Below are 22,374 nucleotides of genomic sequence, written 5' to 3' on the forward strand. Positions count from 1 at the left end.
AGACCTAATGGGAGTTGAGGGGTTCGAACCCCCGACCCTCTGCTTGTAAGGCAGATGCTCTCCCAGCTGAGCTAAACTCCCAAGGGATAGGAGTTCAGCCCAACTGCCCTGTTTCTACGGTTGCGATGCAATCCTCGAAACAAATGCTGACGCATTAGCTGAGCTAAACTCCCAATAAAAGCGGCTTTGCAGTCGCTTCTCTTCGCTTGGCACCGACCATATCTCACAGGGGGCAACCCCCAACTACTTCCGGCGTAATGAGACTTAACTACTGTGTTCGACATGGGAACAGGTGTATCTCTCATGCAATTAGCACCAAACTGGTTTGAATATCTTATCTTGCGATTAGAACACTCAAAACTGAATAACTTTTCTCTAAAATAACTCCTTAAACCAAAACGCTCTTACTTTAATTTTGAACTTCAGACTAACTTCCTAGGAAAAAAGATAAATTGTCCGCACAAGCTACGCTTGCTTACGGCAATTTCCTATTTTTCTACGAAGTTTGGCTACGCCAACGTCTTCAGTATCACTACTTAGGTAAAGTCCTCGAGCTATTAGTACTAGTCCGCTCCAAACATCACTGTCCTTCCACTTCTAGCCTATCTACCTGATCATCTCTCAGGGCTCTTAATTCATAAAGAATGGGAAATCTCATCTTGAGGTTGGTTTCACACTTAGATGCTTTCAGCGTTTATCCTCTCCCTACATAGCTACCCAGCGATGCCTTTGGCAAGACAACTGGTACACCAGCGGTAAGTCCACCCCGGTCCTCTCGTACTAAGGGCAGATCCTCTCAAATTTCCTACGCCCGCGACGGATAGGGACCGAACTGTCTCACGACGTTCTGAACCCAGCTCGCGTGCCGCTTTAATGGGCGAACAGCCCAACCCTTGGGACCGACTACAGCCCCAGGATGCGACGAGCCGACATCGAGGTGCCAAACCTCCCCGTCGATGTGAACTCTTGGGGGAGATAAGCCTGTTATCCCCAGGGTAGCTTTTATCCGTTGAGCGATGGCCCTTCCATGCGGTACCACCGGATCACTAAGTCCTACTTTCGTACCTGCTCGACTTGTATGTCTCGCAGTCAATCTCCCTTATACCTTTACACTCTACGCATGATTTCCAACCATGCTGAGGGAAACTTTGAGCGCCTCCGTTACGCTTTAGGAGGCGACCGCCCCAGTCAAACTGCCCAGCAGACACTGTCTCCCACGCCGATCAGGCGTGCGGGTTAGAGTAGCCATGACACAAGGGTAGTATCCCAACAACGCCTCACTGAAAACTAGCGTCCTCAGTTCAATGGCTCCTACCTATCCTGTACATGTGCAACAGATACTCAATATCAACTTGCAGTAAAGCTCCATGGGGTCTTTCCGTCCTGTCGCGGGTAACCTGCATCTTCACAGGTACTAAAATTTCACCGAGTCTCTCGTTGAGACAGTGCCCAAATCGTTACGCCTTTCGTGCGGGTCGGAACTTACCCGACAAGGAATTTCGCTACCTTAGGACCGTTATAGTTACGGCCGCCGTTTACTGGGGCTTCAATTCATACCTTCGCTTACGCTAAGCACTCCTCTTAACCTTCCAGCACCGGGCAGGCGTCACCCCCTATACATCATCTTACGATTTAGCAGAGAGCTGTGTTTTTGATAAACAGTCGCTTGGGCCTATTCACTGCGGCTCTACAAATGTAGAGCACCCCTTCTCCCGAAGTTACGGGGTCATTTTGCCGAGTTCCTTAACGAGAGTTCTCTCGCTCACCTGAGGCTACTCGCCTCGACTACCTGTGTCGGTTTGCGGTACGGGTAGGTTATATTTAAACGCTAGAAGATTTTCTTGGCAGTGTGACATCAGATACTTCGCACTCGAAAGTGCTTCCCCATCACAGCTCAATCTTAAAGGTACAAGCATTTAACTCATACCAAACCTCACTGCTTAGACCAGAATCCATTAACTGGCACATCTTAGCCTACTGCGTCCCTCCAATCACTATATAACCTAGTACAGGAATATCAACCTGTTGTCCATCGGATACGCCATTCGGCCTCTCCTTAGGTCCCGACTAACCCAGGGCGGACGAGCCTTCCCCTGGAAACCTTAGTCTTACGGTGGACAGGATTCTCACCTGTCTTGCGCTACTCATACCGGCATTCTCACTTCTTATCGCTCCAGCACTCCTCACGGTATACCTTCATCGCTGATAAGAACGCTCTCCTACCAATTAAATAAATTTAATTCCATAGCTTCGGTAATATGTTTTAGCCCCGGTACATTTTCGGCGCAGGATCACTCGACTAGTGAGCTATTACGCACTCTTTAAATGATAGCTGCTTCTGAGCTAACATCCTAGTTGTCTGTGCAATCCCACATCCTTTTCCACTTAACATATATTTTGGGACCTTAGCTGATGGTCTGGGCTGTTTCCCTTTCGACTATGGATCTTAGCACTCACAGTCTGACTGCCCAACGCATGTCAATGGCATTCGGAGTTTATCTGAGATTGGTAATCCGGGATGGACCCCTCACCCAAACAGTGCTCTACCTCCATGACATTCAAGTTGGACGCTAGCCCTAAAGCTATTTCGGAGAGAACCAGCTATCTCCAAGTTCGTTTGGAATTTCTCCGCTATCCACAAGTCATCCAAACACTTTTCAACGTGTCCTGGTTCGGGCCTCCAGTGCGTCTTACCGCACCTTCACCCTGCTCATGGATAGGTCACATGGTTTCGGGTCTAAATCATGATACTATGGCGCCCTATTAAGACTCGCTTTCGCTACGGCTCCGACTCTTCATCTTAACCTCGCATCATAACTTAACTCGCCGGTTCATTCTACAAAAGGCACGCTCTCACCCATTAACGGGCTCGAACTTGTTGTAGGCACACGGTTTCAGGTGCTATTTCACTCCCCTCCCGGGGTTCTTTTCACCTTTCCCTCACGGTACTTGTTCACTATCGGTCACTAGAGAGTATTTAGGGTTGGGAGATGGTCCTCCCAGATTCCGACGAGATTTCTCGTGTCTCGCCGTACTCAGGATACTGCTAGGTATATATTCTATTTCAACTACGAGGCTATTACTCTCTTTAGCTTACCTTCCCAAGTAATTCGTCTATAAAATATAAGTCCACTGCGCAGTCCTACAACCCCAAGAGATAAATCTCTTGGTTTGCCCTTCTTCCGTTTCGCTCGCCGCTACTAAGGAAATCGCGTTTGCTTTCTCTTCCTGTTGCTACTTAGATGTTTCAGTTCACAACGTCTTGCCCTGTAAGTGCTATGTATTCACACAAACAGTAGTAGCCATTAGCTACTGGGTTCCCCCATTCGGACACCTAGGGATCAATGCTTACTTACAGCTCCACCTAGAATTTCGTAGTTAGTCACGTCCTTCATCGCCTTCTAGTGCCAAGGCATCCACCGTGCGCCCTTATTAACTTAACCTTTAAATCGATACATTTAAGTATCTGGTAATAAGTATTGAGTTTTTCAACTCACGCTTTTTTTGAGGTGACATATCTCTATGCCACTTCTCGGTTTATTTCTTGTTATTTTAGAAATTGTTATTCAGTTTTCAATGATCAAATCACCTATTTTTATGTCTTCGTTGACAATAAGATAACTGAACTTCAGGCTAACTTCCTAGGAAAATAGATGATTTGTCCGCACAAGCTATGCTTGCTTACGGCAAATCCCTAATTTTCTACGGAAGTTTGCGTTTCGCGCACCGCCTTCAGTATCTTAATGGAGCCTAGCGGGATCGAACCGCTGACCTCCTGCGTGCAAAGCAGGCGCTCTCCCAGCTGAGCTAAGGCCCCTATCTTCAATTAGAGAAGATTATTATACAGTTTTAGGTATAAACCTCTCAAAACTAAATAAAACAGAAATTTCTACCAAACACAGTTATCCATGATTTGCCTAAGCAACCATTTTTCCTTAGAAAGGAGGTGATCCAGCCGCACCTTCCGATACGGCTACCTTGTTACGACTTCACCCCAATCATCTATCCTACCTTAGACGGCTGCCTCCTAAAAGGTTAGCTCACCGGCTTTGGGTATTACAAACTCTCGTGGTGTGACGGGCGGTGTGTACAAGGCCCGGGAACGTATTCACCGCGGCGTGCTGATCCGCGATTACTAGCGATTCCGACTTCATGTAGGCGAGTTGCAGCCTACAATCCGAACTGAGATTGGCTTTAAGAGATTAGCTTGCTGTCACCAGCTTGCGACTCGTTGTACCAACCATTGTAGCACGTGTGTAGCCCAGGTCATAAGGGGCATGATGATTTGACGTCATCCCCACCTTCCTCCGGTTTATTACCGGCAGTCTCGCTAGAGTGCCCAACTCAATGATGGCAACTAACAATAAGGGTTGCGCTCGTTGCGGGACTTAACCCAACATCTCACGACACGAGCTGACGACAACCATGCACCACCTGTATCCAGTGTACCGAAGTAACTTCCTATCTCTAGGAATAGCACTGGTATGTCAAGACCTGGTAAGGTTCTTCGCGTTGCTTCGAATTAAACCACATGCTCCACCGCTTGTGCGGGCCCCCGTCAATTCCTTTGAGTTTCAACCTTGCGGTCGTACTCCCCAGGCGGAGTGCTTAATGCGTTTGCTGCGTCACTTAGGGCTGGATAGCCCCAAACAACTAGCACTCATCGTTTACGGCGTGGACTACCAGGGTATCTAATCCTGTTTGCTACCCACGCTTTCGAGCCTCAGTGTCAGTGACAGTCCAGAGAGCCGCTTTCGCCACCGGTGTTCCTCCATATATCTACGCATTTCACCGCTACACATGGAATTCCACTCTCCTCTACTGCACTCAAGTCTAACAGTTTCCAATGCACACAATGGTTGAGCCACTGCCTTTTACATCAGACTTATTAAACCACCTGCGCTCGCTTTACGCCCAATAAATCCGGACAACGCTCGGGACCTACGTATTACCGCGGCTGCTGGCACGTAGTTAGCCGTCCCTTTCTGGTTAGATACCGTCACTTGCATAACTTTCCACTCTATGCAACGTTCTTCTCTAACAACAGAGTTTTACGATCCGAAAACCTTCTTCACTCACGCGGCGTTGCTCGGTCAGACTTCCGTCCATTGCCGAAGATTCCCTACTGCTGCCTCCCGTAGGAGTTTGGGCCGTGTCTCAGTCCCAATGTGGCCGATCACCCTCTCAGGTCGGCTATGTATCATCGCCTTGGTAGTCCATTACACTACCAACTAGCTAATACAACGCGGGTCCATCTCTCAGTGTAACAATTGTTACTTTCAAATAGAAATTATGCAATTCCCATTGTTATGCGGTATTAGCTATCGTTTCCAATAGTTATCCCCCGCTGATAGGTAGGTTACCCACGCGTTACTCACCCGTTCGCTACTCTTGATTTCCGATGAAGCAAGCTTCGGTGGAAATCAAGCGTTCAACTTGCATGTATTAGGCACGCCGCCAGCGTTCGTCCTGAGCCAGGATCAAACTCTCATTTAAATGAGAACATATCAATATGCTCTAGCTTTTGTTTTGTCCGTTCGATTTCTCAAACGATTTATTGTCGAATTGACAGTTTGTTATCTATTGCTAGACAACGTCTGTACTTGGTTTGTTTTCTGTTTTATTCAGTTTTCAAAGGTCTATTTCAGATCTCCCGCTTCTTGCGAGACAACTATTTAATTCTACCAAAACTTCATTGCTTTGTCAACGCTTTTTCGAAAAGTTTTTTTATTTTCTTTTCTATCATTCGTGACCTCGTTTTGAGTACTTTATTATCTTATCAAATCTATACCCCCGTGTCAACTCTTTTTTTGATTTTATTTCACAACAAACACATGAAGCTATTTTTGAAATTCGGGAGTTTAGGGGTATAATAGTCAATAGAGATACAAAAAAACAAGGAGCGTTACATGAAAGCAACGATTCAAGGAAAATGGGGCGAGCTATTAAAGACCGAGCTCCAGAATGACTATATGCGAAAGCTAAGTAAATTCATTGCCCTAGAAAGTCAGACAAAACATATTTTTCCACCAAAGCCGTTAATTTTCAATGCCTTAAATCTGACAGATTACCATGATGTAAAAGTTGTGTTGTTAGGGCAAGATCCTTATCACGGAAAGGGGCAGGCAATGGGATTGAGTTTTTCTGTGCCTGAAAATTTCCCGCTGCCGCCATCCTTACGCAATATTTACAAGGAAATTGGTGAGGAATTTGCGACGCCGATGCAAGCAAATGGTGATTTAACCTCTTGGGCTAAACAGGGCGTGCTACTTTTGAATACGGCGCTCACAGTCGAAGAGAGCAAAGCGAATTCCCACGCTCAAAAAGGATGGGAGATTTTCACAGATAAAATCATTTCTCTCTTAAATGAGCGGGAACAGCCAGTCGTCTTTCTGCTATTAGGTCGGCCTGCGCAATCAAAAACGAAGCTCATTACAAATCAACAGCATAAAATCGTCACGGCACCTCACCCCTCACCGCTTTCTGCCTATCGTGGTTTCTTCGGAAGCAATGTGTTTATCAAGGTCAATCAAGCACTCGAATCATTTGATGAAACGCCGATTGATTGGTTAAGCGTCATACGCTAACCTAAAAAACAAGCCCTCCGCTTTTATTGTATTAAGCGGAGGGCTTTATTTTCAATGCTTCAATTTATTTACGCTCATTCATAGATATTGCCTAGCGCAACCTCAATGCTCCGATTTTCAACATTGATGTCATCAATTTTCAAAATAGACTTATAGTCAGAAATCAGGCGTTCGCCCTTAAATGGCCCTTCTGCAAAGACAGCAACCCCCGCAAGGAGACAGTCGAACTCATGCACCAGAGACTTCATGCCATTTAGCGTACCGCCACCTTTCATGAAATCATCGACGATCAGCACGCGTTGCCCCGGCGCAAGAGAGCGCTTAGACAGGGTCATATTCTCGACCTTAGAGCTTGAACCAGACATATAGTTGACATTGAGGGTTGCCCCTTCCGTAACCTTAGGGTCGCGTCTGACGATGACAAAGGGCACATCTAGGATACTACTGACCGCTTGGGCAATGGGAATGCCCTTTGTGGCAATGGTCATAATCGCATCAATTTGCGTGCCGACATATTCGTGGGCAATGATTTTGCCGATTTTATCCAGGTTTTTAGGGCTGCCCAAGATGTCTGAGAGGTAAATATAGCCCCCAGGCAAAATGCGGTTACTTTCCGTCATGAGGTCAGCAATTTCCGAAGCAATCTCACGAGAATTAGCATCTGAAATCGCTGGCGTGAAGATGACCCCACCAGAAACACCCGCAAAAGTTTCAACTATGCCGACTTCTGTTTCCTCAAAAATGCGCTTGATAATCACTAAATCTTCAGAAATGGATGACTTGGCTGCGTCATATCGCGCGCTAAAAAAAGATAGCGTCGTGAGTTTTCTGGGATGATTTAACAAATAGTTGGTAAAATCCACCAATCGTTCACTTCTTTTCATAGGATAACCTCTTTCACTAGACGTATTATATCGCTTCATCTTCCATTATATCAAAAAAACACGAACAATTAAAATTGTTCGTGTTTTCTGGTTCAGATTAACCTTGATTTTTCTTGATGATTGCTTCTTGAACTGATTTAGGCACATCTTCATAGTGGTCAAATACCATCATGAACGTACCGCGTCCTTGTGTAGATGAACGCAATGTTGTGGCATAACCAAACATTTCAGCAAGTGGGACAAAGGCATGAACGATTTGGCTGTTACCATGCGCTTCCATCCCCTCAACACGCCCACGACGAGCTGTCACGTGACCCATGATATCCCCAAGGTTTTCTTCAGGAACCGTTACGGTTACTTTCATCATTGGTTCAAGGATAACTGGGTTGGCTTTTGGTGCAGCTGCTTTCAAAGCGTATGATGCTGCCACACGGAAGGCCGTTTCATTTGAATCGACATCATGGTATGATCCATCGTAAAGTTTTGCTTTCACATCTACAAGTGGGTAGCCAGCAAGGACACCGTTTTGCATCGCTTCTTCCAAACCTTTTTCAACGGCTGGAATGTATTCACGTGGCACGACACCACCGACGATGGCGTTTTCAAACTCGAAGCCTTTACCTTCTTCGTTTGGTGTGAATTCAACCCAAACGTGACCGTATTGACCTTTACCACCTGATTGACGGACGAATTTACCTTCGGCTTGTGTCACAGGGGCACGGAATGTTTCACGGTATGAGACTTGTGGTGCACCAACATTGGCATCAACGTTGAACTCACGACGCATCCGGTCAACAAGGATATCCAAGTGAAGCTCACCCATACCAGCGATGAGGGTTTCACCCGTTTCGATGTTTGTCTCAACGCGGAATGACGGATCTTCTTCAGCCAATTTTTGAAGGGCAACACCCATTTTATCTTGGTCAGCTTTCGATTTAGGCTCAACCATGACTTGGATAACAGGTTCTGGGAATTCGATAGACTCAAGAATCACTGGGTTCTTTTCGTCTGTCAATGAGTCACCAGTCGTTGTGTCTTTCAAACCAACAGCGGCAGCGATGTCACCTGAGTAAACATCGTTGATTTCGTTACGTGTGTTGGCGTGCATTTGCAGGATCCGTCCGATACGTTCGCGTTTGCCTTTTGAGGCATTCAAAACGTATGAACCCGCTGACAAGACACCTGAGTAAACACGGAAGAATGTCAAACGACCTACGAATGGGTCAGTCATTACTTTAAAGGCAAGGGCTGCAAATGGTGCAGAATCGTCAGCTGGACGTTCTGTTTCTTCACCGTCAGGTGTGACACCTTTGATGGCTGGTACGTCAACTGGGCTTGGCAAGTAGTCAACAACCGCATCAAGCATCATTTGAACACCTTTGTTCTTGAAGGCAGAACCTGCAAGCATTGGGTAGAATTCAACGTTGATTGTTGCTTTACGGATAGCAGCTTTAAGCTCAGCTTCGCCGATTTCTTCACCCTCAAGATATTTCATCATGATGTCTTCATCAGTATCCGCAACGGCTTCAATCAATTTAGCACGCCATTCTTCAGCTTGCTCACGGTATTCTTCTGGAATTTCTTCGTCAAGAATATCTGTACCAAGGTCATTTGTATAAACTTCGGCACGCATTGTAACCAAGTCGATGATCCCTTCGAAGTCTTCTTCAGCTCCGATTGGAATTTGGATTGGGTGAGCGTTTGCGTTCAAACGGTCATGAAGTGTCGACAATGAGTAGAAGAAGTCTGCACCGATTTTATCCATTTTGTTAGCAAATACGATACGTGGAACGCCGTATTCAGTTGCTTGACGCCAAACTGTTTCAGTTTGGGGCTCAACACCTGATTGGGCATCCAATACCGTTACCGCACCGTCGAGTACACGGAGTGAACGTTGCACTTCGATTGTGAAGTCCACGTGACCTGGTGTGTCAATGATGTTGATACGTGTGTCATGCCATGCAGCTGTTGTCGCAGCTGATGTGATGGTAATCCCACGTTCTTGTTCTTGGGCCATCCAGTCCATTTGTGAAGCCCCTTCGTGGGTTTCACCAATTTTGTGGATTTTACCAGTATAGTAAAGTACACGCTCAGTCGTTGTTGTTTTACCAGCGTCGACGTGAGCCATGATACCGATGTTACGAGTGTTTTCGAGTGAAAATTCGCGTGCCATTGTATAGGTCTCCTAATATATATGTTTGAGTGAAAAATACTAGGAAGGCAGGTCGCCCACCTAGTATTTTTCTTGAGTTACTTTGTTTAATTTATCCCGTTTGGGTGCTCACAATGATGTCATGGTTAGATGATGTTATGTGAGCGCATTGATTTTGCTGGTGCGCCTTGGCTGTTCTACGAACAGATCGCTATGCGACGTTTGCTTACGCAAATTCAAGACTTACCGCGGGGCAAATGCTGTGACATTTTCTTACCAACGGAAGTGAGCGAAGGCACGGTTAGCCTCTGCCATTTTGTGTGTGTCTTCACGTTTTTTAACTGCAGCACCCGTGTTGTTAGCTGCGTCCATGATTTCTTTAGCTAAACGGTCTTGCATCGTATGTTCACCACGTTTGCGGGCGATTGTCACCAACCAACGCAAACCAAGGGTGACACGACGTTCTGGACGTACTTCAACTGGGACTTGGTAGTTTGACCCACCAACACGGCGAGCGCGAACTTCAAGAACTGGCATGATGTTTTCCATTGCTTGTTCAAATACTTCGATAGCTTCTGTGCCAGTCGCTTCTTTGATTTGTTCGAAAGCGCCGTAAACGATGCTCGCTGAAGTCCCACGTTTACCATCAAGCATCACGCGGTTGATAAGGCGAGTCACGACGACTGAGTTATAAAGTGGATCTGCCAAAACTTCACGTTTTGGTGCACGATTTTTACGCATTTATCTTATCTCCTTTCAGATTATGCTTTTGGTTTTTTAGTACCGTATTTAGAACGGCCTTGTTTACGATCTGTTACACCTGCAGTATCAAGTGCACCACGAACGATATGGTAACGTACCCCTGGCAGGTCTTTTACACGTCCACCACGTAGTAACACCACGCTGTGTTCTTGTAAGTTATGGCCGATACCTGGGATATAAGCTGTTACTTCGATCAGGTTTGACAAACGCACACGTGCGAATTTACGCAAAGCTGAGTTGGGTTTTTTCGGTGTCATTGTGCCAACACGAGTCGCAACCCCACGTTTTTGTGGTGAGTTTGTTTTCGTTTGCACTTTTTTACGGCTGTTGAAGCCAACGTTCAAGGCTGGTGCTGTTGATTTAACAACTTTTGATTGACGCGGTTTGCGAACCAATTGGTTAATAGTAGGCATTTCTTGCTTGCTTTCAAAGGTTTATTTTGACTGACGTCAACAAGCGATAATAAACTTGAAAGCATTCCTTTCGTTTTTTCGTTTTGGGTGTGTCGGTATATGGTCGCTTATCCCAAGTTCCGACAAGAAGTTTGGATACTACATGAAATTGAGCGCGCTCAACTTCATGCTCCTTTTGTTTGACCAAATGAAAAAGTACCGTCTATCAGTTTAGCATACGTTTGCGAGGATGTCAATGGTTTTGATACAATATCTTCTTTGTCGGGCTGTCGGTATGTCATCCTGTTCGTCAGCATTGAAAAAACACGACTTTTGTCATGTTTTTGCTGTCTTATTTGTAGATGTTTTCAATTGCTTGATGGTCTGCTTCGGTATCTGTCCATAGGAAAGCAATCCGAATTTGACCACCTTGTTGTTGACTACCACCTCGGCCTGTTGTTAGGGCAAAGCCAGCTGGTCTACCAATAATATCTTTCCAGTGGTCCGTCAAGTTTAAGGCATATTTTCCGTTGAGTGACCCAGCAAGCCAAGAGCTACCACCTGAACCACTACCATAATTTCCTCCTGAAGTACCTTTAGCCCCACCAATACCGGATGTTTTTCCGCCACCGCCACCACCACCAGCATGATAATCTGCTGGAAACGCAGTGCCACTCTGACCATTTTTATTTGTCCCATTTCGGTTACCCAGACCATCCGTACCTGCCACCTCACGATCGAGACCCGTATTATCAGAACCCACACCAGCGCCGCCAATCCCACCTTGTCTAGGTGTTTGTGCTGCAGCTACTGCACCATATTGTTGGCCACCACCAGCGCCGCCACCACCGCCGCCGGCAATCATGATATCAGTTCCTGTCGAGCTGCCTAGGCGAACAATGGAAGCGCCGCCACCACCGCCACCTTGGCGAGATGATGCGTTACTTCCTATAAGTCCAGAATCCCCACCTGTACCACCTGCGCTATAGTCAGAGGCACCTGACGTTCGGTTATCCGAATTCGCTTGGTAGTAACCACCTCGGCCACCAAGCGAGTACCAGACTGTCTGGCCTTTTTCTAAGTAATAAACTTCTTCAACAACGCCACCTTTACCACCGGTTCCGCCGTTATTGGTCCCGCCATCACCGCCTTTGAGTTGAATGGCGTAGTATCCCGTCTTTTTTACCGTATATGAACCTTGACTTGCCGTGTTTTTGACATCTGGATTTACACCCTCACGCATGGCAACATCCGCTTCATTCGTCACATCCATCTCAATCGTCGCGTTGCGGACGTATTTAGACTGTGTCAAGCCGCCGAGAGCGAGGAGTGACAACAAGCCTAGAGTTAATGCTACTTTTGTTTTTGTTTTCATAAGTTCCTCCTCTCTATTCCATGACTTGGGTTGCTGTGAAAATGAGATTTTTATCTGCTAACCCATAGGTTGACGAGATGTTAAAGGTATAACTTCCCGTTTCGCCTTGTTTGATAACCGTGAATGGCTCTAGCTCCGTTACTCTGGCGGTTGCACCGCCACTCATCGCTGGTTTGACCCAGACCTTACTGTTATTGGTAAAGGTGACGGTCATTTCTTGCGTTGCTTCAGTATTTTTGATTTCAAATTTAAACCTGCCTGTATTATCACCCGTATCTGTCGCTACATTTTCAGTCATATTTTTATCGCCAGTTGTTTCTAACTTCGCTGTCACATTAAACCCTGCGACTTTTGCTGATTCTCTTGCTGAGCCGACTTGGCTGACGTATTTGGCATAGGTCGCGCCTGTGCCGACGGCTCCCAAGATGGCTAGGTAGACTAGCACTCGGTAAACTTTCTTATGATGTGTCATATTTTCACCTACTTTTTATCTTTTTCCCGTGATGCGGTCAACCATTTGTCGCCCTCCCAGATGGCGATTAAGCCTGCCGCTAAGACCACTAAGCCTAGTGGTTCTTGCAACCAACGCAGGAGGTAGCCGAGTTTAGGAATGGTCAGGACGACTTTGCCGTAAATATCGCTGGTCTTGATTGGCTGGTCGGCACCGTCATTGGCGTCGCCTTTGGTGATGACGGTATCGCCATCTATCGACTGTATCCGATGGGTAACGGGATAGCTGGGCGATTTGTAGGTAACGATGTCGCCTTTTTTGTAAGTTGCCTGTGGCACCTGATGGACGATGACGATGTCGTTCACTTGAATCGCTGGCGCCATGCTCCCACTGACGACGATGGCTTTGCCAACTCCCAAAAACATGGGAAAGGCTGTTTGACCGGTCTTGCGTTGCACGAGTTCATAAACATTGCCGATCAAGATGAGACCTAGCAGGGTCGCTACGACCACACTGATTGTTTTTTTGATCATAGCTCCCCCTTTGCTACGTTTAATCGATTTGCACTGCCTGATAGGCAAGTCTGACAACTAGGCGTAAATCAACACCGCTATCAACCAAATCAGCGAACGCTGTATCCTGTGTATCATTCCCGACGTAAGGCCATTCCCATGTCACGATAACTTTGTCTCTTGCTGGAACAGTCAAGGTTTTAAGCTTTGTCTCAAAGTCCACTAAAGTACCCGTTACTTTCTGGTTTGTACCTTTAACGGTTGCTGTAAAATTGATGGCACTTTTTACGTTTGCTAATTCCGAAGTGAAGCCATTGCCATCTGCGCCGCCATAGGTGCCACTTGTGACATAGTTTGTAATCCCATCTGTTCCCGGGACGATGTCGACAAACTTAATCTGATAGGCAACTTCTGTGTTGCTATCAGGGTCAAGCCCTGAAAAATCAACTACCGTGCTACCTTTAGCACCTGGTGCCAGCAAGTTATCGCTGTCAAAGCCAATAGGATTTGCTGTTACTGCTTGACTTGAGCCTAAATCTCCGCCAGAAGCATCGTCATTCTCCCCTGCCGGCGTATTCGTATAACTACCCGAAAACAAATCTAGGCTACCTGACAAGGCTGTCGGATTGACCGTCCATTTGGCGAGGCGAGCTGTCTGTTCTGATGGAATTTCGCGTCTATATTTGGCGTAGCTGTAACCTATCGAGCCAGCAGATAAGGCAGCGACACCAATGACTAGAAGGACTAGTCGTCTAGTTTTCTTCATCTGCTTTTCTCCTTTTCCATAGTATTAGCCCGATAATCAGGATGACCATGCCACCTAAGGCGCTTGCCAAAACGGGATTTTTTTCGCCAAATTTCCCGAGTGTTGTTGGTAAACTTCCGAGTGTTGTCGGCAAGGTTTGACCGATGGCTTGGGTATTGCCGTTTGAGGTTGTCGGTAGATGGGTTTCTTTTTTCGCATCGTCTTTTTCAAAGTAGAAATTAACCGATGTGACTTTGTCCTTGTCCATCGCTGCTAAGCCGTGTGCGGTGTCTTCTGCATCTGTCAGAGACGCATCGTTCCAATCTAAGTGAAAATGGTAGCTATAGGTTGTACCTGCTGGAATTTTCAAAACGTCACTTTCGATGGTTTCCTCAACCACATTATTTTTCGTTTGATGGTTAAAGAGCACCTCTTGGTCACGACTGACTTTGATGTTCAAGGGCACGCCGGATTGGTCGTCTAAGTCAAATACCATCTTGTAGTCAATTTCATGTGAATTGGTATTTTTGATGGTAAACCAGTAGTCTTCCTTGTAGCCTGGGTAAAAGACTGAATTTGAGAAAATGGGTACTTTGTTATCAGCCGTCCAAGCGATACCATTGTGATCCGACACGGTCACTGTCGCACCCGATGTCGCATCTGCGGCATTTACCTTTTCAACACTCCCAGATAAGCACACCGACAAAGCAAGGAGACCCATGAGTAATATTTTTTTCATTTGCTTGCTCCTATCGCTTTTAATTGGCTTGTGTCAAGACTGCTGCTGCAGAGAGCGTTAAAGTATAACCACCTGTTGGGTCATCTGCATATTGCTCACGTGCCAAAGCCGTCTCAACATCATCTTTACCATTTTCCAAAGCCCATGAAACTGTGACTGGAACTGTGACGACATCGCCGATGGTATGGGCGGGGACGTCTTTGATTTTGGCAAAAGATAAGCCACCATGACTTAAGTCATAGACCGTGCCAGTGTAGACAATCCCTGTAGATGTATCGCCAATGACAACTTTTAAGTCTTCTTGGATGTCGTCTGGTAGATTGGTTTCAACTTTTGTTCTGTTATCAAATCCCAATGTCGCTTTGACTTCAGATGTCACATCAAACGTTAAGGTGCCTGTTGCTTCAAAGTTGGGCGCAATGAGGTTGTCTATAGTCGTTGCAATGTCTGCACCAGCTTCGCCGTCACCATTATCATAAGTGTTGGCAAAGAGGTCTAAGTCGGATGCACCTAGGTAAAACTTAGCGACGCGCGCCGAGTCATCCTTTGTGTCGACTTGCAAAACATATTTTGCAAAGGTGCCACCAAAGACGCCAGCTGTTAGAAAGGCTGCAATCGCTGCTGTGGTGACAACGCGTTTTCTTGTCATCTTCATATCGTGTTCTCCTTCGTATATCTTGACCTTTCATCTCGCGCTATCTTTGGCAAGTGTCTCAGTACTAGCTTGCTTAGTCGATTTGTGTGTTGATACCTACGAATGTGAGAGTCACTTCTTGATTTGCTGTTTTACTAGCTTCTCTTGTATCATCTTCATCGTAAGTGGCATCAGCTCCTTCCTCAAAGACATACGTCCAAGTCACAGGGACTTCGATTGTATTTGTTGCATTTGCCTCCCTTGTCGTCGTATCGCCAATCTGAACCGTCTTATCCGCTTCAAGTGCTGCTTTAATGTCTGCAAGTGTCGCAGGAGTTGAGTCAGCGCTGTCAATCTTAACATTATTAATTTTAATCCGGCTCAACAAGTGCTCTGTCGCAGTAACGCCTGTCAACTGCACAACGGTTTCTGTTTTCACTTCTGAATCTGATACAAATTTGATGCTGGCTTCATTGGTCGTGCCAGGTGCAATCACTTTAGCACCATCACTTGCCAGAACCGTACCGTCATAGCTGTCTGCAAATAAATCTAATTCATTTGTTTTATTAAACGAATATTTTGCCAAACGTGCCGTATTAGGTAGCGTTTCTACTGATTTCGTGTACTTGGCAAATGTGCCTGCCCCGCCTGCTACGACGCCGATGGTGATGAGTGCGATTGCACTAACTACTTTTTTATTTAATTTAATCATGATATGTCTCCTTTTAATGTTGTGACCCTCAGATGCTCTGACGGTTTAAGTTCGATGTGTGCCATGTTGTTTGTTTTAATCAGTAATCGAATTTGTCACCACCCCACTTTCATGTTTAGATGCTTTAGGCTTAAAGGCCTGCATGATGTGATCGCTCCCAAATAAAAGGATGAGTGGTAACACGATAAACAAGAGCATGCCTTTCGGCGATTGCAAGAACATCAGTTTTGAACCGAAGCCCTTGAGATGCGTCTGATACACCCCGACGATTTGCGATGGGTTAATCACACCCTTGTCGCTGGTGTTATTGGCATCGCCTTTCGTCTCATAAACGTGATCCTCGCCATGCGTCACCACGCGGTTAATCCGGTGGGTAACCAAGGCTTTGCTTTCCGAATGGGGATCGACGAAAGTGATGATGGTGCCTTTTTTAAGATTTAACGTTTTTTTCGTTTTGTGAATAATCACTAAATCTCCTGCATTAAAATCATCCGCCTTGTCGCCCGCCATCGAGCCTGTGTTCACAATCAAGGGGCTATACCCCAAAATGCTAGGTGCTTTTGACTGCTGAACGGTTGACTGGAACATCATCCAGAGGTTACCGATTAACACAACCGCAAAGCCGATTGTCAGCACCCACATCACGATATTCCCAACATGTCGTGCCAATTTCTTCATCCACATCCCCCTTACTTTCTATCTTAATCCATAAAACCGAGTGCCATGTTCAATAATCAGTTTTTTACATCTTTTTCATGATTTACTAATTATCTATACTCCGATTCTAACAAAAAGAAAACAAATAAACAAACGATATGTGAACTTTTTATAAGAATTTTATTTTAAAACGCTGCTTTTTCGCTTCTGATAAACTCGACGATGTTATTCCTAATTCTGTTAAATACCAATGGTCTAGACCTATTTCAGCCATTAAAAAACGAGCTAACCAACGCTCGTTCAAACACGTTACCCAGTCAATCAACGCTGTCACCATTCTCTCATCTTGTTATTAACCAATAAAATTTAATCCCTTAGTCGCTACTAACATTTTTTGATCTTGCTTTTCTTTTGGCTACGCGTTATCTCATTTTTGGGCATTTAAATTTTTTATGTCCAGATTTTTTTATCACATCTCCACTAAAATCACAAGATAAGTAGCCGATCATTGTCGACTTGAGTTGAGAATATCTGAAATTTTGATATAATTTGACTTATGATGAATAGAATAAATAGTATGACTAGAATCAAGCAACTAATATTAGGACTGACGCTCGGTTTAGCCTTTCTCTTGCCTGTGGTGCAGGCAAGGCAAGTCTGGGCTGATAGTGCCTATGACGCCCCTGCAAAGGCTGCCATTGCCATTGATCCCGACAGTGGAAAAATTCTTTATGCTAAGAATGCTGATGAGGCGATGGGCATCGCCTCGACGACGAAACTTCTCACAGCCTACATGACCCTAGATGCCATCAAAAAAGGGACATTGCACTGGGAAGACAAGGTCGAGATGAGTGAATACGCCTATGCCCTGACGCAGGATCCGCAGGCGTCCAACATCGCCGTCATGGATCCGAAAGAGGCGTTTACCATCCGCGATTTGTTCAATGCAGCGATGATTCAGTCGGCCAATTCGGCGGCGATTACACTGGCTGAGAAAATCGGCGGTTCTGAACCGAAATTCGTCGACATGATGAAAACACAGCTGGCTTACTGGGGCATCACAGATGCTAAGCTAGTCAACGCTTCTGGTCTGAATAACAGTGTCCTCGGCAATAACATCTATCCCGGTTCATCCGAAACCGACGAAAATATGCTGTCGGCTAAAGACCTCGCGATTATTTCTCAGCATTTAATCCGTGATTTTCCGGAAGTTTTGGACGTGACTAAGCAGACTATCGCGACTTTCGATAAGGGCGGTGCTTCTGAGCAGACCTTAGCGACCTATAACTACATGCTGATGGGACTGCCCGCCGCGCGTGGTGGCGTGGATGGCTTGAAAACTGGTACGACTGAATTTGCCGGCGCTTGTTTTGTCGGCACAACCGTGCAAAATGACTTTCGGATTATCACCGTCGTCCTCAATGCTGATAATGCCGATACTGACGAGTATGCCCGCTTTACAGCAACGGGTAGTCTGATGAATGAAGTCTACGGCAACTGGCAAGCTCAGAAAATTGCGACCAAGGGGATTAAGATGGACAATGCCGAAGCGCCGACCAAGCTAACGGTGGTTGATGGGCAAAAAACCAGTGTCAACGTCCTACCCGCCGATGATTTTTCAACCGTCGTGCCGATGAGTGATACAGATGCAACGACAAGCATCTCTTTTAATAAGAAACAAGCTGCACCCGTCACGGCTGCCATCAAGAAAAATCAGAAACTGGTCAAAGTGAGCTTCCAAATCAAGGACAAGCTCGGCTACTTGCCAGGCTCTGATGGCAATACGTTCTATCTGACAGCGACTCAACCTGTCCCGCGTAGTAATGCGGTTAAGGTCATGTGGAACCATTTTGTTAAGTTCGTGAATGACAAATTATAAAGAAACCCTCCCTAGATATCGCGAAACATCTGGGGAGGGTTTTGAACTGTTGTCTTATCTATTTTGATAGTAATTTTGAACCCATTTCCGCACAACGGCATCATAGAGCTTGCCAATTTTAGGATTTTTGGAAATCACGTCAACTGCCCGCTCTAAATGATTTCTAAATTCTTGGACTGTGTTTGGCACACTGTAATGTTTGTTGATGTAACCTTCAATATCCTCGATATTTTCCTGTGCTTCTAGCGTTAAAATCATTTCTTTCACTCATCCCAACCCTTCTGCTTTTGATAATCAGAAAAGCTCACTGATTTTTCATCGTTTCCTTCTACTTGCTGATGGGCATCATCAAATGCTTTTTTATAAACTGATGCTTTTTTCACGATAATCATTTAACTCATTGACCAGAGATTCTAAAAATTCTAGCTCAACAACAGCATATTTGCCATAGCCATTCTTAGTTAAAATAACGGCAGAGTCACTTGAAACTTTATTAATCACTTTCGTATAATTGGATAATTCTGAAATAGGCACGATTGATTGCTTCATAGGACACCTCTTTTCTATGAATTTATGATATAATTTATCGATAATTGTGTCAAAAAACCAAAAACTTAGGATAATATGAAATCAAGTGACTATTATCCTAAGTTTTTCTTTAAATATCTCGTTTGCGATAAATCAAGCTACTGAACGCCAGTAAAGCCAGAGCTACGACGCCCATGACAATCACGTAGTGCCAGTCCATCAAATCGACTGGCAACCTTGGCACCCAGTAAAAAGGCGTGACTTGGTGCCAGGTTTTGCCGAGTTTCATCAGGCTACCGAGATAATCGATGATAAAGCTGGCTATCAAATAAACCCAGGCGATGTCTAGTAATTTTCGGTTAATGGCGATTAAAACTGTCGCGAGACTGGCAAAAACGAGGAGAGTGGGGAGATAGGCCGAAGCGGCTGTCAACACGGTGGCGAGCGGTATGGGTTTGCTCATCACGGTAGCCGAAGCCAAGTACAGCCCCAAGCCGCCAAGTTCTGCGATGACTGTGCCCACCAGAACCGCAAGTCCCCATGTGCTCAAAAGGAGTTTGGTGCGTGACGTTTTCAGAAATAACAAGTCCAAGCGTCCTAAGCGTTCGTCCTTGGCAAGGCGACCAACCAGACTGATAACTGGCACGACTGATAAAACGACCAGCACCATTAAAATCGTCCCCATGAATTGCTCTGCTAGATTAAACTTAGGATTTTCGACAAACATGGCTTTAATCGTCGCATTGGTCTTGACAAACTTATCAATGTCACCAAAAATCGAGCCGTAGGTCGCGCCCATGATAAACAGGCCGATGCCCCAAATCATCAGCTGGCCTTGCGCATTTTTGGCAACGAAACCGAGGGTGCTGCTGTAAAGCCAGCTGGCGCGGTGGGGCTTTTCTTTCTCGCTGAAAATGCTACCTGAGATGTCACGATGGTGCTGCAAATACAGCGCCATCAGGCTTAGACACCCTGCCAAAAACAGCGGTGCTAGAAGATAGAGACCATGGTTCCCGACGGAGGAGCTGGTTAGATAGACCCAGGCAAGCGGGTTAAGGCGAGAGAACATGAGCGTTGCGCTGGACAAATCGGTGAAAGCACGGGCGATGTAGAGGGCGCCGAGGAGCCCGAAAGTCACGTTTCGAGCGGTGCTTGCGGTATCGAAAAGTTGTGCGATTAGCAAGGCGAGCGCTGAAAATAGGAGACCGGTCATGCCTAAACCAAAGCCGTATAGCAAGTTTGCGGTCAGGCTAAAGCCATCGGATGCGTGGGTTAAGGCGGTCATGCCAGCTGTGATGAGGAGACCGCTCGCCAGATAAAAGCCTGTCAGCTCCAGTAAAACGGCGCCGGCTTGCGTCAATTTGCCGACGGGAAAACTAAGGATAAGTTCGCTCAAGCCTTCCTCTTCCTCCGCGCGTGTGCGAGATAGGACGTGCAAGATGCCCACGATAATGAAAATCAGCGCTGTAAATAAGGTCATTTCCTGAAAATAGAAACTGGCGAGGGTAACGGTTTGCGCTGTCGCCTCGGTCGGGCCGACCAAGGCAATCATAGCTGGATTTTTCAGCGTCTCAAACATGGCTAAAAGGTCAGCCTTGGTGCTGTAAATATCTTTCATCATCGGTGCATAAAAGACGGCAAAATAAACCAAGCCAACCAAGTTAAGGCTTAATTTTTTCCAATCTTTTTTCACTAAATTTCTGAAAATGAGCGCAAAATTTGTCATAAGGCATCACCGCTTTCAGCGTATTTATCCATGAACAATTCGTCAAGTGTCGGTTTTTGCGTGTCAATTTTGAGAATTTCTTGCCCTGCCAGATAGGTCATGACCGCTGATACACCCGCATCATCTAGTAAAAACGTCGCTGTGTTACCTGAGATTTGAAGCTGGCTCACGCTCGGAAAATCACGTAGCTCCGATAAGTCAGACGCCGTTGTCACCGTCATCTTCGACTGGGTAATCGACTTCAACTCCTGCAAACTGCCCCGCTCGATAATTTCGCCATTTTTGATGATGACAATGGTATCAGCGAGTTTTTCAACTTCTGACAAGATGTGCGAGGAGAGCAAAATCGCCTTGCCGGCTTGTTTCAGGCGTTTGACTTCATTTTGAAAGACATTTTCCATCAGCGGATCAAGCCCGCTCGTCGGTTCATCAAAGATATAGAGGTCAGCCTCAGTCGCCAGTGCTGAAATCAGGGCGATTTTCTGCTTATTACCCTTGGAATAGGCTTTGGCTTTTTTGTTGATGTCAAACTCAAAGGCTTTGATCAGTTCAGCCTGCTTGTCGAGGTTGACATTTTGACGCAGTTTGGCAAAGAGTGCCAAAATATCGCCACCGCGCATGTTAGCCCAGACATTGGTTTCCCCGGGAACATAGGCGATTTTTTCGTGAATACTGTCTGCCGCGGCGAAGACGTCCTGTCCAAAAATGGTGACGGTGCCGCCATCTCTTTTCAGCAGACCCAGCAGCGTTCTGATCGTCGTGGACTTGCCTGCACCGTTCGGCCCCAGAAACCCAACGACTTCACCCGCATTGACGGTAAAAGTCACATCTTTCAAGGCTTGAAACTTGCCAAATGACTTTTTTAGATGTTCTATTTTAATCATTTCTTTCATTTTGAACTCTCCTCTGATATATAGTTCATATTTTACACTTTTAATGGCATTTGTCAACTCGTTTTGTACTCATATTGACAAATCAGTTCAAAAGTTTTATCATAAGACTATGAATGGTTATACCAAAAACAAATTAGAGAAGATGGCGAAAATTGAGCGGGTGACGCTTGATTTGCTGAATCAATTTCCGATTAAAACTATTGCAATGACTGATATTGCACAGGCTGCTGGCGTTTCCAAGGTCACGATTTTCAACTATTATGACAGCAAACAAATGTTGATTAAAAAAGTCATTTTTGACCATTTTCAGATGATTTATGATCAGTACGACAGGATTGTTAGCTCAGATTTATCTTTCGAGGCAGCTTACCGTGCCATCACGCAGTTTCAACTGGCGGCGATGCAGCAAAATACTGCCTGTCTCAACCAAAATATCATGACGCTCTACGCCACTGATCCGACTTTTTACGACCAAGCTGCACGTGACCAGTCTCAGCAACTCATGCTCGCCTTGATTGGAAAAGGGCGGACAGACGGTTTCATCAATCCTCGCTATTCTGATGATACGATTTTGAGTCTTTTTCAAATTTACAGCGAGGGCATGAAAATTTTTGGCGAGACGCCCGACAAACTCCTTGCCATGACCGATGATTTGACTGCGATTTTTTTGAATGGTTTGAGATGACTTATCAACTAAAGCTTTAGCCTGTATGCTAAGGCTTTTTGAGTACCAAAAAAGCCAACCG

19 protein-coding genes, 2 tRNA genes and 3 rRNA genes are annotated in these 22,374 nt (G+C 45.7%); 3 read left to right on the top strand and 21 right to left on the bottom strand.

The window, feature by feature from the left end; all coding sequences use genetic code 11:
* Positions 1–8: 8 nt before the first annotated feature.
* The 5 genes from RsY01_RS09730 to RsY01_RS09750 all read right to left on the bottom strand — a co-directional run bounded on the left by RsY01_RS09730 (position 9) and on the right by RsY01_RS09750 (position 5,496).
* Positions 9–81 (bottom strand) — tRNA-Val (locus RsY01_RS09730).
* Positions 82–204: 123 nt separating this feature from the next.
* A 5S ribosomal RNA gene (gene rrf, locus RsY01_RS09735) occupies positions 205–320 on the bottom strand.
* 217 nt (positions 321–537) lie between these two features.
* Positions 538–3,443: ribosomal RNA gene (locus tag RsY01_RS09740) — 23S ribosomal RNA — on the bottom strand.
* Positions 3,444–3,744: 301 nt separating this feature from the next.
* Positions 3,745–3,817: transfer RNA gene (locus RsY01_RS09745), tRNA-Ala, on the bottom strand.
* A 122-nt stretch (positions 3,818–3,939) separates the two neighbouring features.
* Positions 3,940–5,496 (bottom strand): 16S ribosomal RNA (locus tag RsY01_RS09750).
* The 16S, 23S and 5S rRNA genes sit together here with 2 tRNA genes alongside, the layout of an rRNA operon.
* Before the next feature lie 413 nt (positions 5,497–5,909).
* On the opposite strand from RsY01_RS09750, the gene ung reads away from it, so the two are divergent.
* The gene (gene ung, locus RsY01_RS09755) at positions 5,910–6,587 is read left to right on the top strand and encodes a uracil-DNA glycosylase (protein WP_094785355.1); all 678 of its coding nucleotides are present in this window, start codon (positions 5,910–5,912) and stop codon (positions 6,585–6,587) included.
* A gap of 74 nt (positions 6,588–6,661) precedes the next feature.
* On the opposite strand, the gene purR is transcribed toward ung, so the two are convergent.
* From purR to RsY01_RS09815, 12 genes are all read right to left on the bottom strand, one after another.
* Positions 6,662–7,471: a pur operon repressor gene (purR, locus tag RsY01_RS09760; protein ID WP_094785356.1), complete on the bottom strand. Its 810-nt coding sequence runs from the start codon at positions 7,469–7,471 to the stop codon at positions 6,662–6,664.
* Positions 7,472–7,568: 97 nt separating this feature from the next.
* A complete protein-coding gene (fusA, locus tag RsY01_RS09765) occupies positions 7,569–9,644 on the bottom strand; it encodes an elongation factor G (protein ID WP_094785357.1) in 2,076 nt (691 codons plus the stop codon).
* A 252-nt stretch (positions 9,645–9,896) separates the two neighbouring features.
* On the bottom strand, positions 9,897–10,364 hold the full coding sequence (gene rpsG, locus RsY01_RS09770) for a 30S ribosomal protein S7 (protein WP_003140269.1): 468 nt from the start codon (positions 10,362–10,364) through the stop codon (positions 9,897–9,899).
* A 20-nt stretch (positions 10,365–10,384) separates the two neighbouring features.
* Positions 10,385–10,798, bottom strand: a complete 414-nt coding sequence (gene rpsL, locus RsY01_RS09775; RefSeq protein WP_094785358.1) for a 30S ribosomal protein S12 — start codon at positions 10,796–10,798, stop codon at positions 10,385–10,387.
* Positions 10,799–11,129: 331 nt separating this feature from the next.
* Positions 11,130–12,152 (bottom strand): glycine-rich protein, encoded by a 1,023-nt coding sequence (locus tag RsY01_RS09780; RefSeq protein ID WP_094785359.1) that lies wholly within the window; start codon positions 12,150–12,152, stop codon positions 11,130–11,132.
* A 13-nt stretch (positions 12,153–12,165) separates the two neighbouring features.
* On the bottom strand, positions 12,166–12,624 hold the full coding sequence (locus tag RsY01_RS09785; RefSeq protein WP_094785360.1) for a hypothetical protein: 459 nt from the start codon (positions 12,622–12,624) through the stop codon (positions 12,166–12,168).
* 8 nt (positions 12,625–12,632) lie between these two features.
* Positions 12,633–13,136, bottom strand: a complete 504-nt coding sequence (locus RsY01_RS09790; RefSeq protein ID WP_094785361.1) for a signal peptidase I — start codon at positions 13,134–13,136, stop codon at positions 12,633–12,635.
* A 19-nt stretch (positions 13,137–13,155) separates the two neighbouring features.
* Entirely contained in the window at positions 13,156–13,881 is a 726-nt protein-coding gene (locus RsY01_RS09795; RefSeq protein ID WP_094785362.1) for a hypothetical protein, read from the bottom strand.
* The gene (locus tag RsY01_RS09800) at positions 13,868–14,599 is read right to left on the bottom strand and encodes an LPXTG cell wall anchor domain-containing protein (RefSeq protein WP_094785363.1); all 732 of its coding nucleotides are present in this window, start codon (positions 14,597–14,599) and stop codon (positions 13,868–13,870) included. Before RsY01_RS09800 ends, RsY01_RS09795 begins: the two co-directional genes overlap by 14 nt.
* 19 nt (positions 14,600–14,618) lie before the next feature.
* On the bottom strand, positions 14,619–15,254 hold the full coding sequence (locus tag RsY01_RS09805) for a hypothetical protein (RefSeq protein ID WP_094785364.1): 636 nt from the start codon (positions 15,252–15,254) through the stop codon (positions 14,619–14,621).
* 73 nt (positions 15,255–15,327) lie between these two features.
* On the bottom strand, positions 15,328–15,945 hold the full coding sequence (locus tag RsY01_RS09810; protein WP_094785365.1) for a hypothetical protein: 618 nt from the start codon (positions 15,943–15,945) through the stop codon (positions 15,328–15,330).
* Positions 15,946–16,020: 75 nt separating this feature from the next.
* Positions 16,021–16,623: a signal peptidase I gene (locus RsY01_RS09815; protein WP_157905820.1), complete on the bottom strand. Its 603-nt coding sequence runs from the start codon at positions 16,621–16,623 to the stop codon at positions 16,021–16,023.
* A 556-nt stretch (positions 16,624–17,179) separates the two neighbouring features.
* Between RsY01_RS09815 and RsY01_RS09820 the strand changes: the two genes are divergently transcribed.
* On the top strand, positions 17,180–18,481 hold the full coding sequence (locus RsY01_RS09820; RefSeq protein WP_094785367.1) for a serine hydrolase: 1,302 nt from the start codon (positions 17,180–17,182) through the stop codon (positions 18,479–18,481).
* A gap of 54 nt (positions 18,482–18,535) precedes the next feature.
* Here RsY01_RS09820 and RsY01_RS09825 read toward each other — a convergent pair whose 3' ends face one another.
* The 4 genes from RsY01_RS09825 to RsY01_RS09840 form a co-directional block, all read right to left on the bottom strand.
* Entirely contained in the window at positions 18,536–18,748 is a 213-nt protein-coding gene (locus RsY01_RS09825; RefSeq protein WP_094785368.1) for a type II toxin-antitoxin system RelE/ParE family toxin, read from the bottom strand.
* A 93-nt stretch (positions 18,749–18,841) separates the two neighbouring features.
* Positions 18,842–19,030 carry a hypothetical protein gene (locus RsY01_RS09830; protein WP_094785369.1) on the bottom strand — a complete coding sequence of 63 codons (189 nt, stop codon included), beginning with the start codon at positions 19,028–19,030 and terminating at the stop codon, positions 18,842–18,844.
* A 109-nt stretch (positions 19,031–19,139) separates the two neighbouring features.
* Positions 19,140–20,735 carry an ABC transporter permease gene (locus tag RsY01_RS09835; RefSeq protein WP_094785370.1) on the bottom strand — a complete coding sequence of 532 codons (1,596 nt, stop codon included), beginning with the start codon at positions 20,733–20,735 and terminating at the stop codon, positions 19,140–19,142.
* A complete protein-coding gene (locus tag RsY01_RS09840; RefSeq protein WP_094785371.1) occupies positions 20,732–21,628 on the bottom strand; it encodes an ABC transporter ATP-binding protein in 897 nt (298 codons plus the stop codon). Before RsY01_RS09840 ends, RsY01_RS09835 begins: the two co-directional genes overlap by 4 nt.
* A gap of 142 nt (positions 21,629–21,770) precedes the next feature.
* Here RsY01_RS09840 and RsY01_RS09845 point away from each other — a divergent pair, with 142 nt between their 5' ends.
* Positions 21,771–22,313: a TetR/AcrR family transcriptional regulator gene (locus RsY01_RS09845; protein WP_157905821.1), complete on the top strand. Its 543-nt coding sequence runs from the start codon at positions 21,771–21,773 to the stop codon at positions 22,311–22,313.
* The last annotated feature ends 61 nt before the right edge of the window (positions 22,314–22,374 follow it).

This window comes from Pseudolactococcus reticulitermitis (assembly GCF_002260845.1).
In the GTDB taxonomy this organism is placed as follows: domain Bacteria; phylum Bacillota; class Bacilli; order Lactobacillales; family Streptococcaceae; genus Pseudolactococcus; species Pseudolactococcus reticulitermitis.

What these genes read in the sequence shown, in the direction of transcription:
- RsY01_RS09830 (WP_094785369.1), bottom strand. Translation starts at nt 19,030, where the DNA reads ATGAAGCAATCAATCGTGCCTATTTCAGAATTATCCAATTATACGAAA.
- rpsL (WP_094785358.1), bottom strand. Translation starts at nt 10,798, where the DNA reads ATGCCTACTATTAACCAATTGGTTCGCAAACCGCGTCAATCAAAAGTT.
- RsY01_RS09795 (WP_094785362.1), bottom strand. Translation starts at nt 13,881, where the DNA reads ATGAAGAAAACTAGACGACTAGTCCTTCTAGTCATTGGTGTCGCTGCC.
- RsY01_RS09780 (WP_094785359.1), bottom strand. Translation starts at nt 12,152, where the DNA reads ATGAAAACAAAAACAAAAGTAGCATTAACTCTAGGCTTGTTGTCACTC.
- RsY01_RS09810 (WP_094785365.1), bottom strand. Translation starts at nt 15,945, where the DNA reads ATGATTAAATTAAATAAAAAAGTAGTTAGTGCAATCGCACTCATCACC.
- RsY01_RS09785 (WP_094785360.1), bottom strand. Translation starts at nt 12,624, where the DNA reads ATGACACATCATAAGAAAGTTTACCGAGTGCTAGTCTACCTAGCCATC.
- RsY01_RS09805 (WP_094785364.1), bottom strand. Translation starts at nt 15,254, where the DNA reads ATGAAGATGACAAGAAAACGCGTTGTCACCACAGCAGCGATTGCAGCC.
- RsY01_RS09845 (WP_157905821.1), top strand. Translation starts at nt 21,771, where the DNA reads ATGGCGAAAATTGAGCGGGTGACGCTTGATTTGCTGAATCAATTTCCG.
- RsY01_RS09835 (WP_094785370.1), bottom strand. Translation starts at nt 20,735, where the DNA reads ATGACAAATTTTGCGCTCATTTTCAGAAATTTAGTGAAAAAAGATTGG.
- fusA (WP_094785357.1), bottom strand. Translation starts at nt 9,644, where the DNA reads ATGGCACGCGAATTTTCACTCGAAAACACTCGTAACATCGGTATCATG.
- RsY01_RS09820 (WP_094785367.1), top strand. Translation starts at nt 17,180, where the DNA reads ATGACTAGAATCAAGCAACTAATATTAGGACTGACGCTCGGTTTAGCC.
- ung (WP_094785355.1), top strand. Translation starts at nt 5,910, where the DNA reads ATGAAAGCAACGATTCAAGGAAAATGGGGCGAGCTATTAAAGACCGAG.
- RsY01_RS09790 (WP_094785361.1), bottom strand. Translation starts at nt 13,136, where the DNA reads ATGATCAAAAAAACAATCAGTGTGGTCGTAGCGACCCTGCTAGGTCTC.
- purR (WP_094785356.1), bottom strand. Translation starts at nt 7,471, where the DNA reads ATGAAAAGAAGTGAACGATTGGTGGATTTTACCAACTATTTGTTAAAT.
- RsY01_RS09840 (WP_094785371.1), bottom strand. Translation starts at nt 21,628, where the DNA reads ATGAAAGAAATGATTAAAATAGAACATCTAAAAAAGTCATTTGGCAAG.
- rpsG (WP_003140269.1), bottom strand. Translation starts at nt 10,364, where the DNA reads ATGCGTAAAAATCGTGCACCAAAACGTGAAGTTTTGGCAGATCCACTT.
- RsY01_RS09800 (WP_094785363.1), bottom strand. Translation starts at nt 14,599, where the DNA reads ATGAAAAAAATATTACTCATGGGTCTCCTTGCTTTGTCGGTGTGCTTA.
- RsY01_RS09815 (WP_157905820.1), bottom strand. Translation starts at nt 16,623, where the DNA reads ATGAAGAAATTGGCACGACATGTTGGGAATATCGTGATGTGGGTGCTG.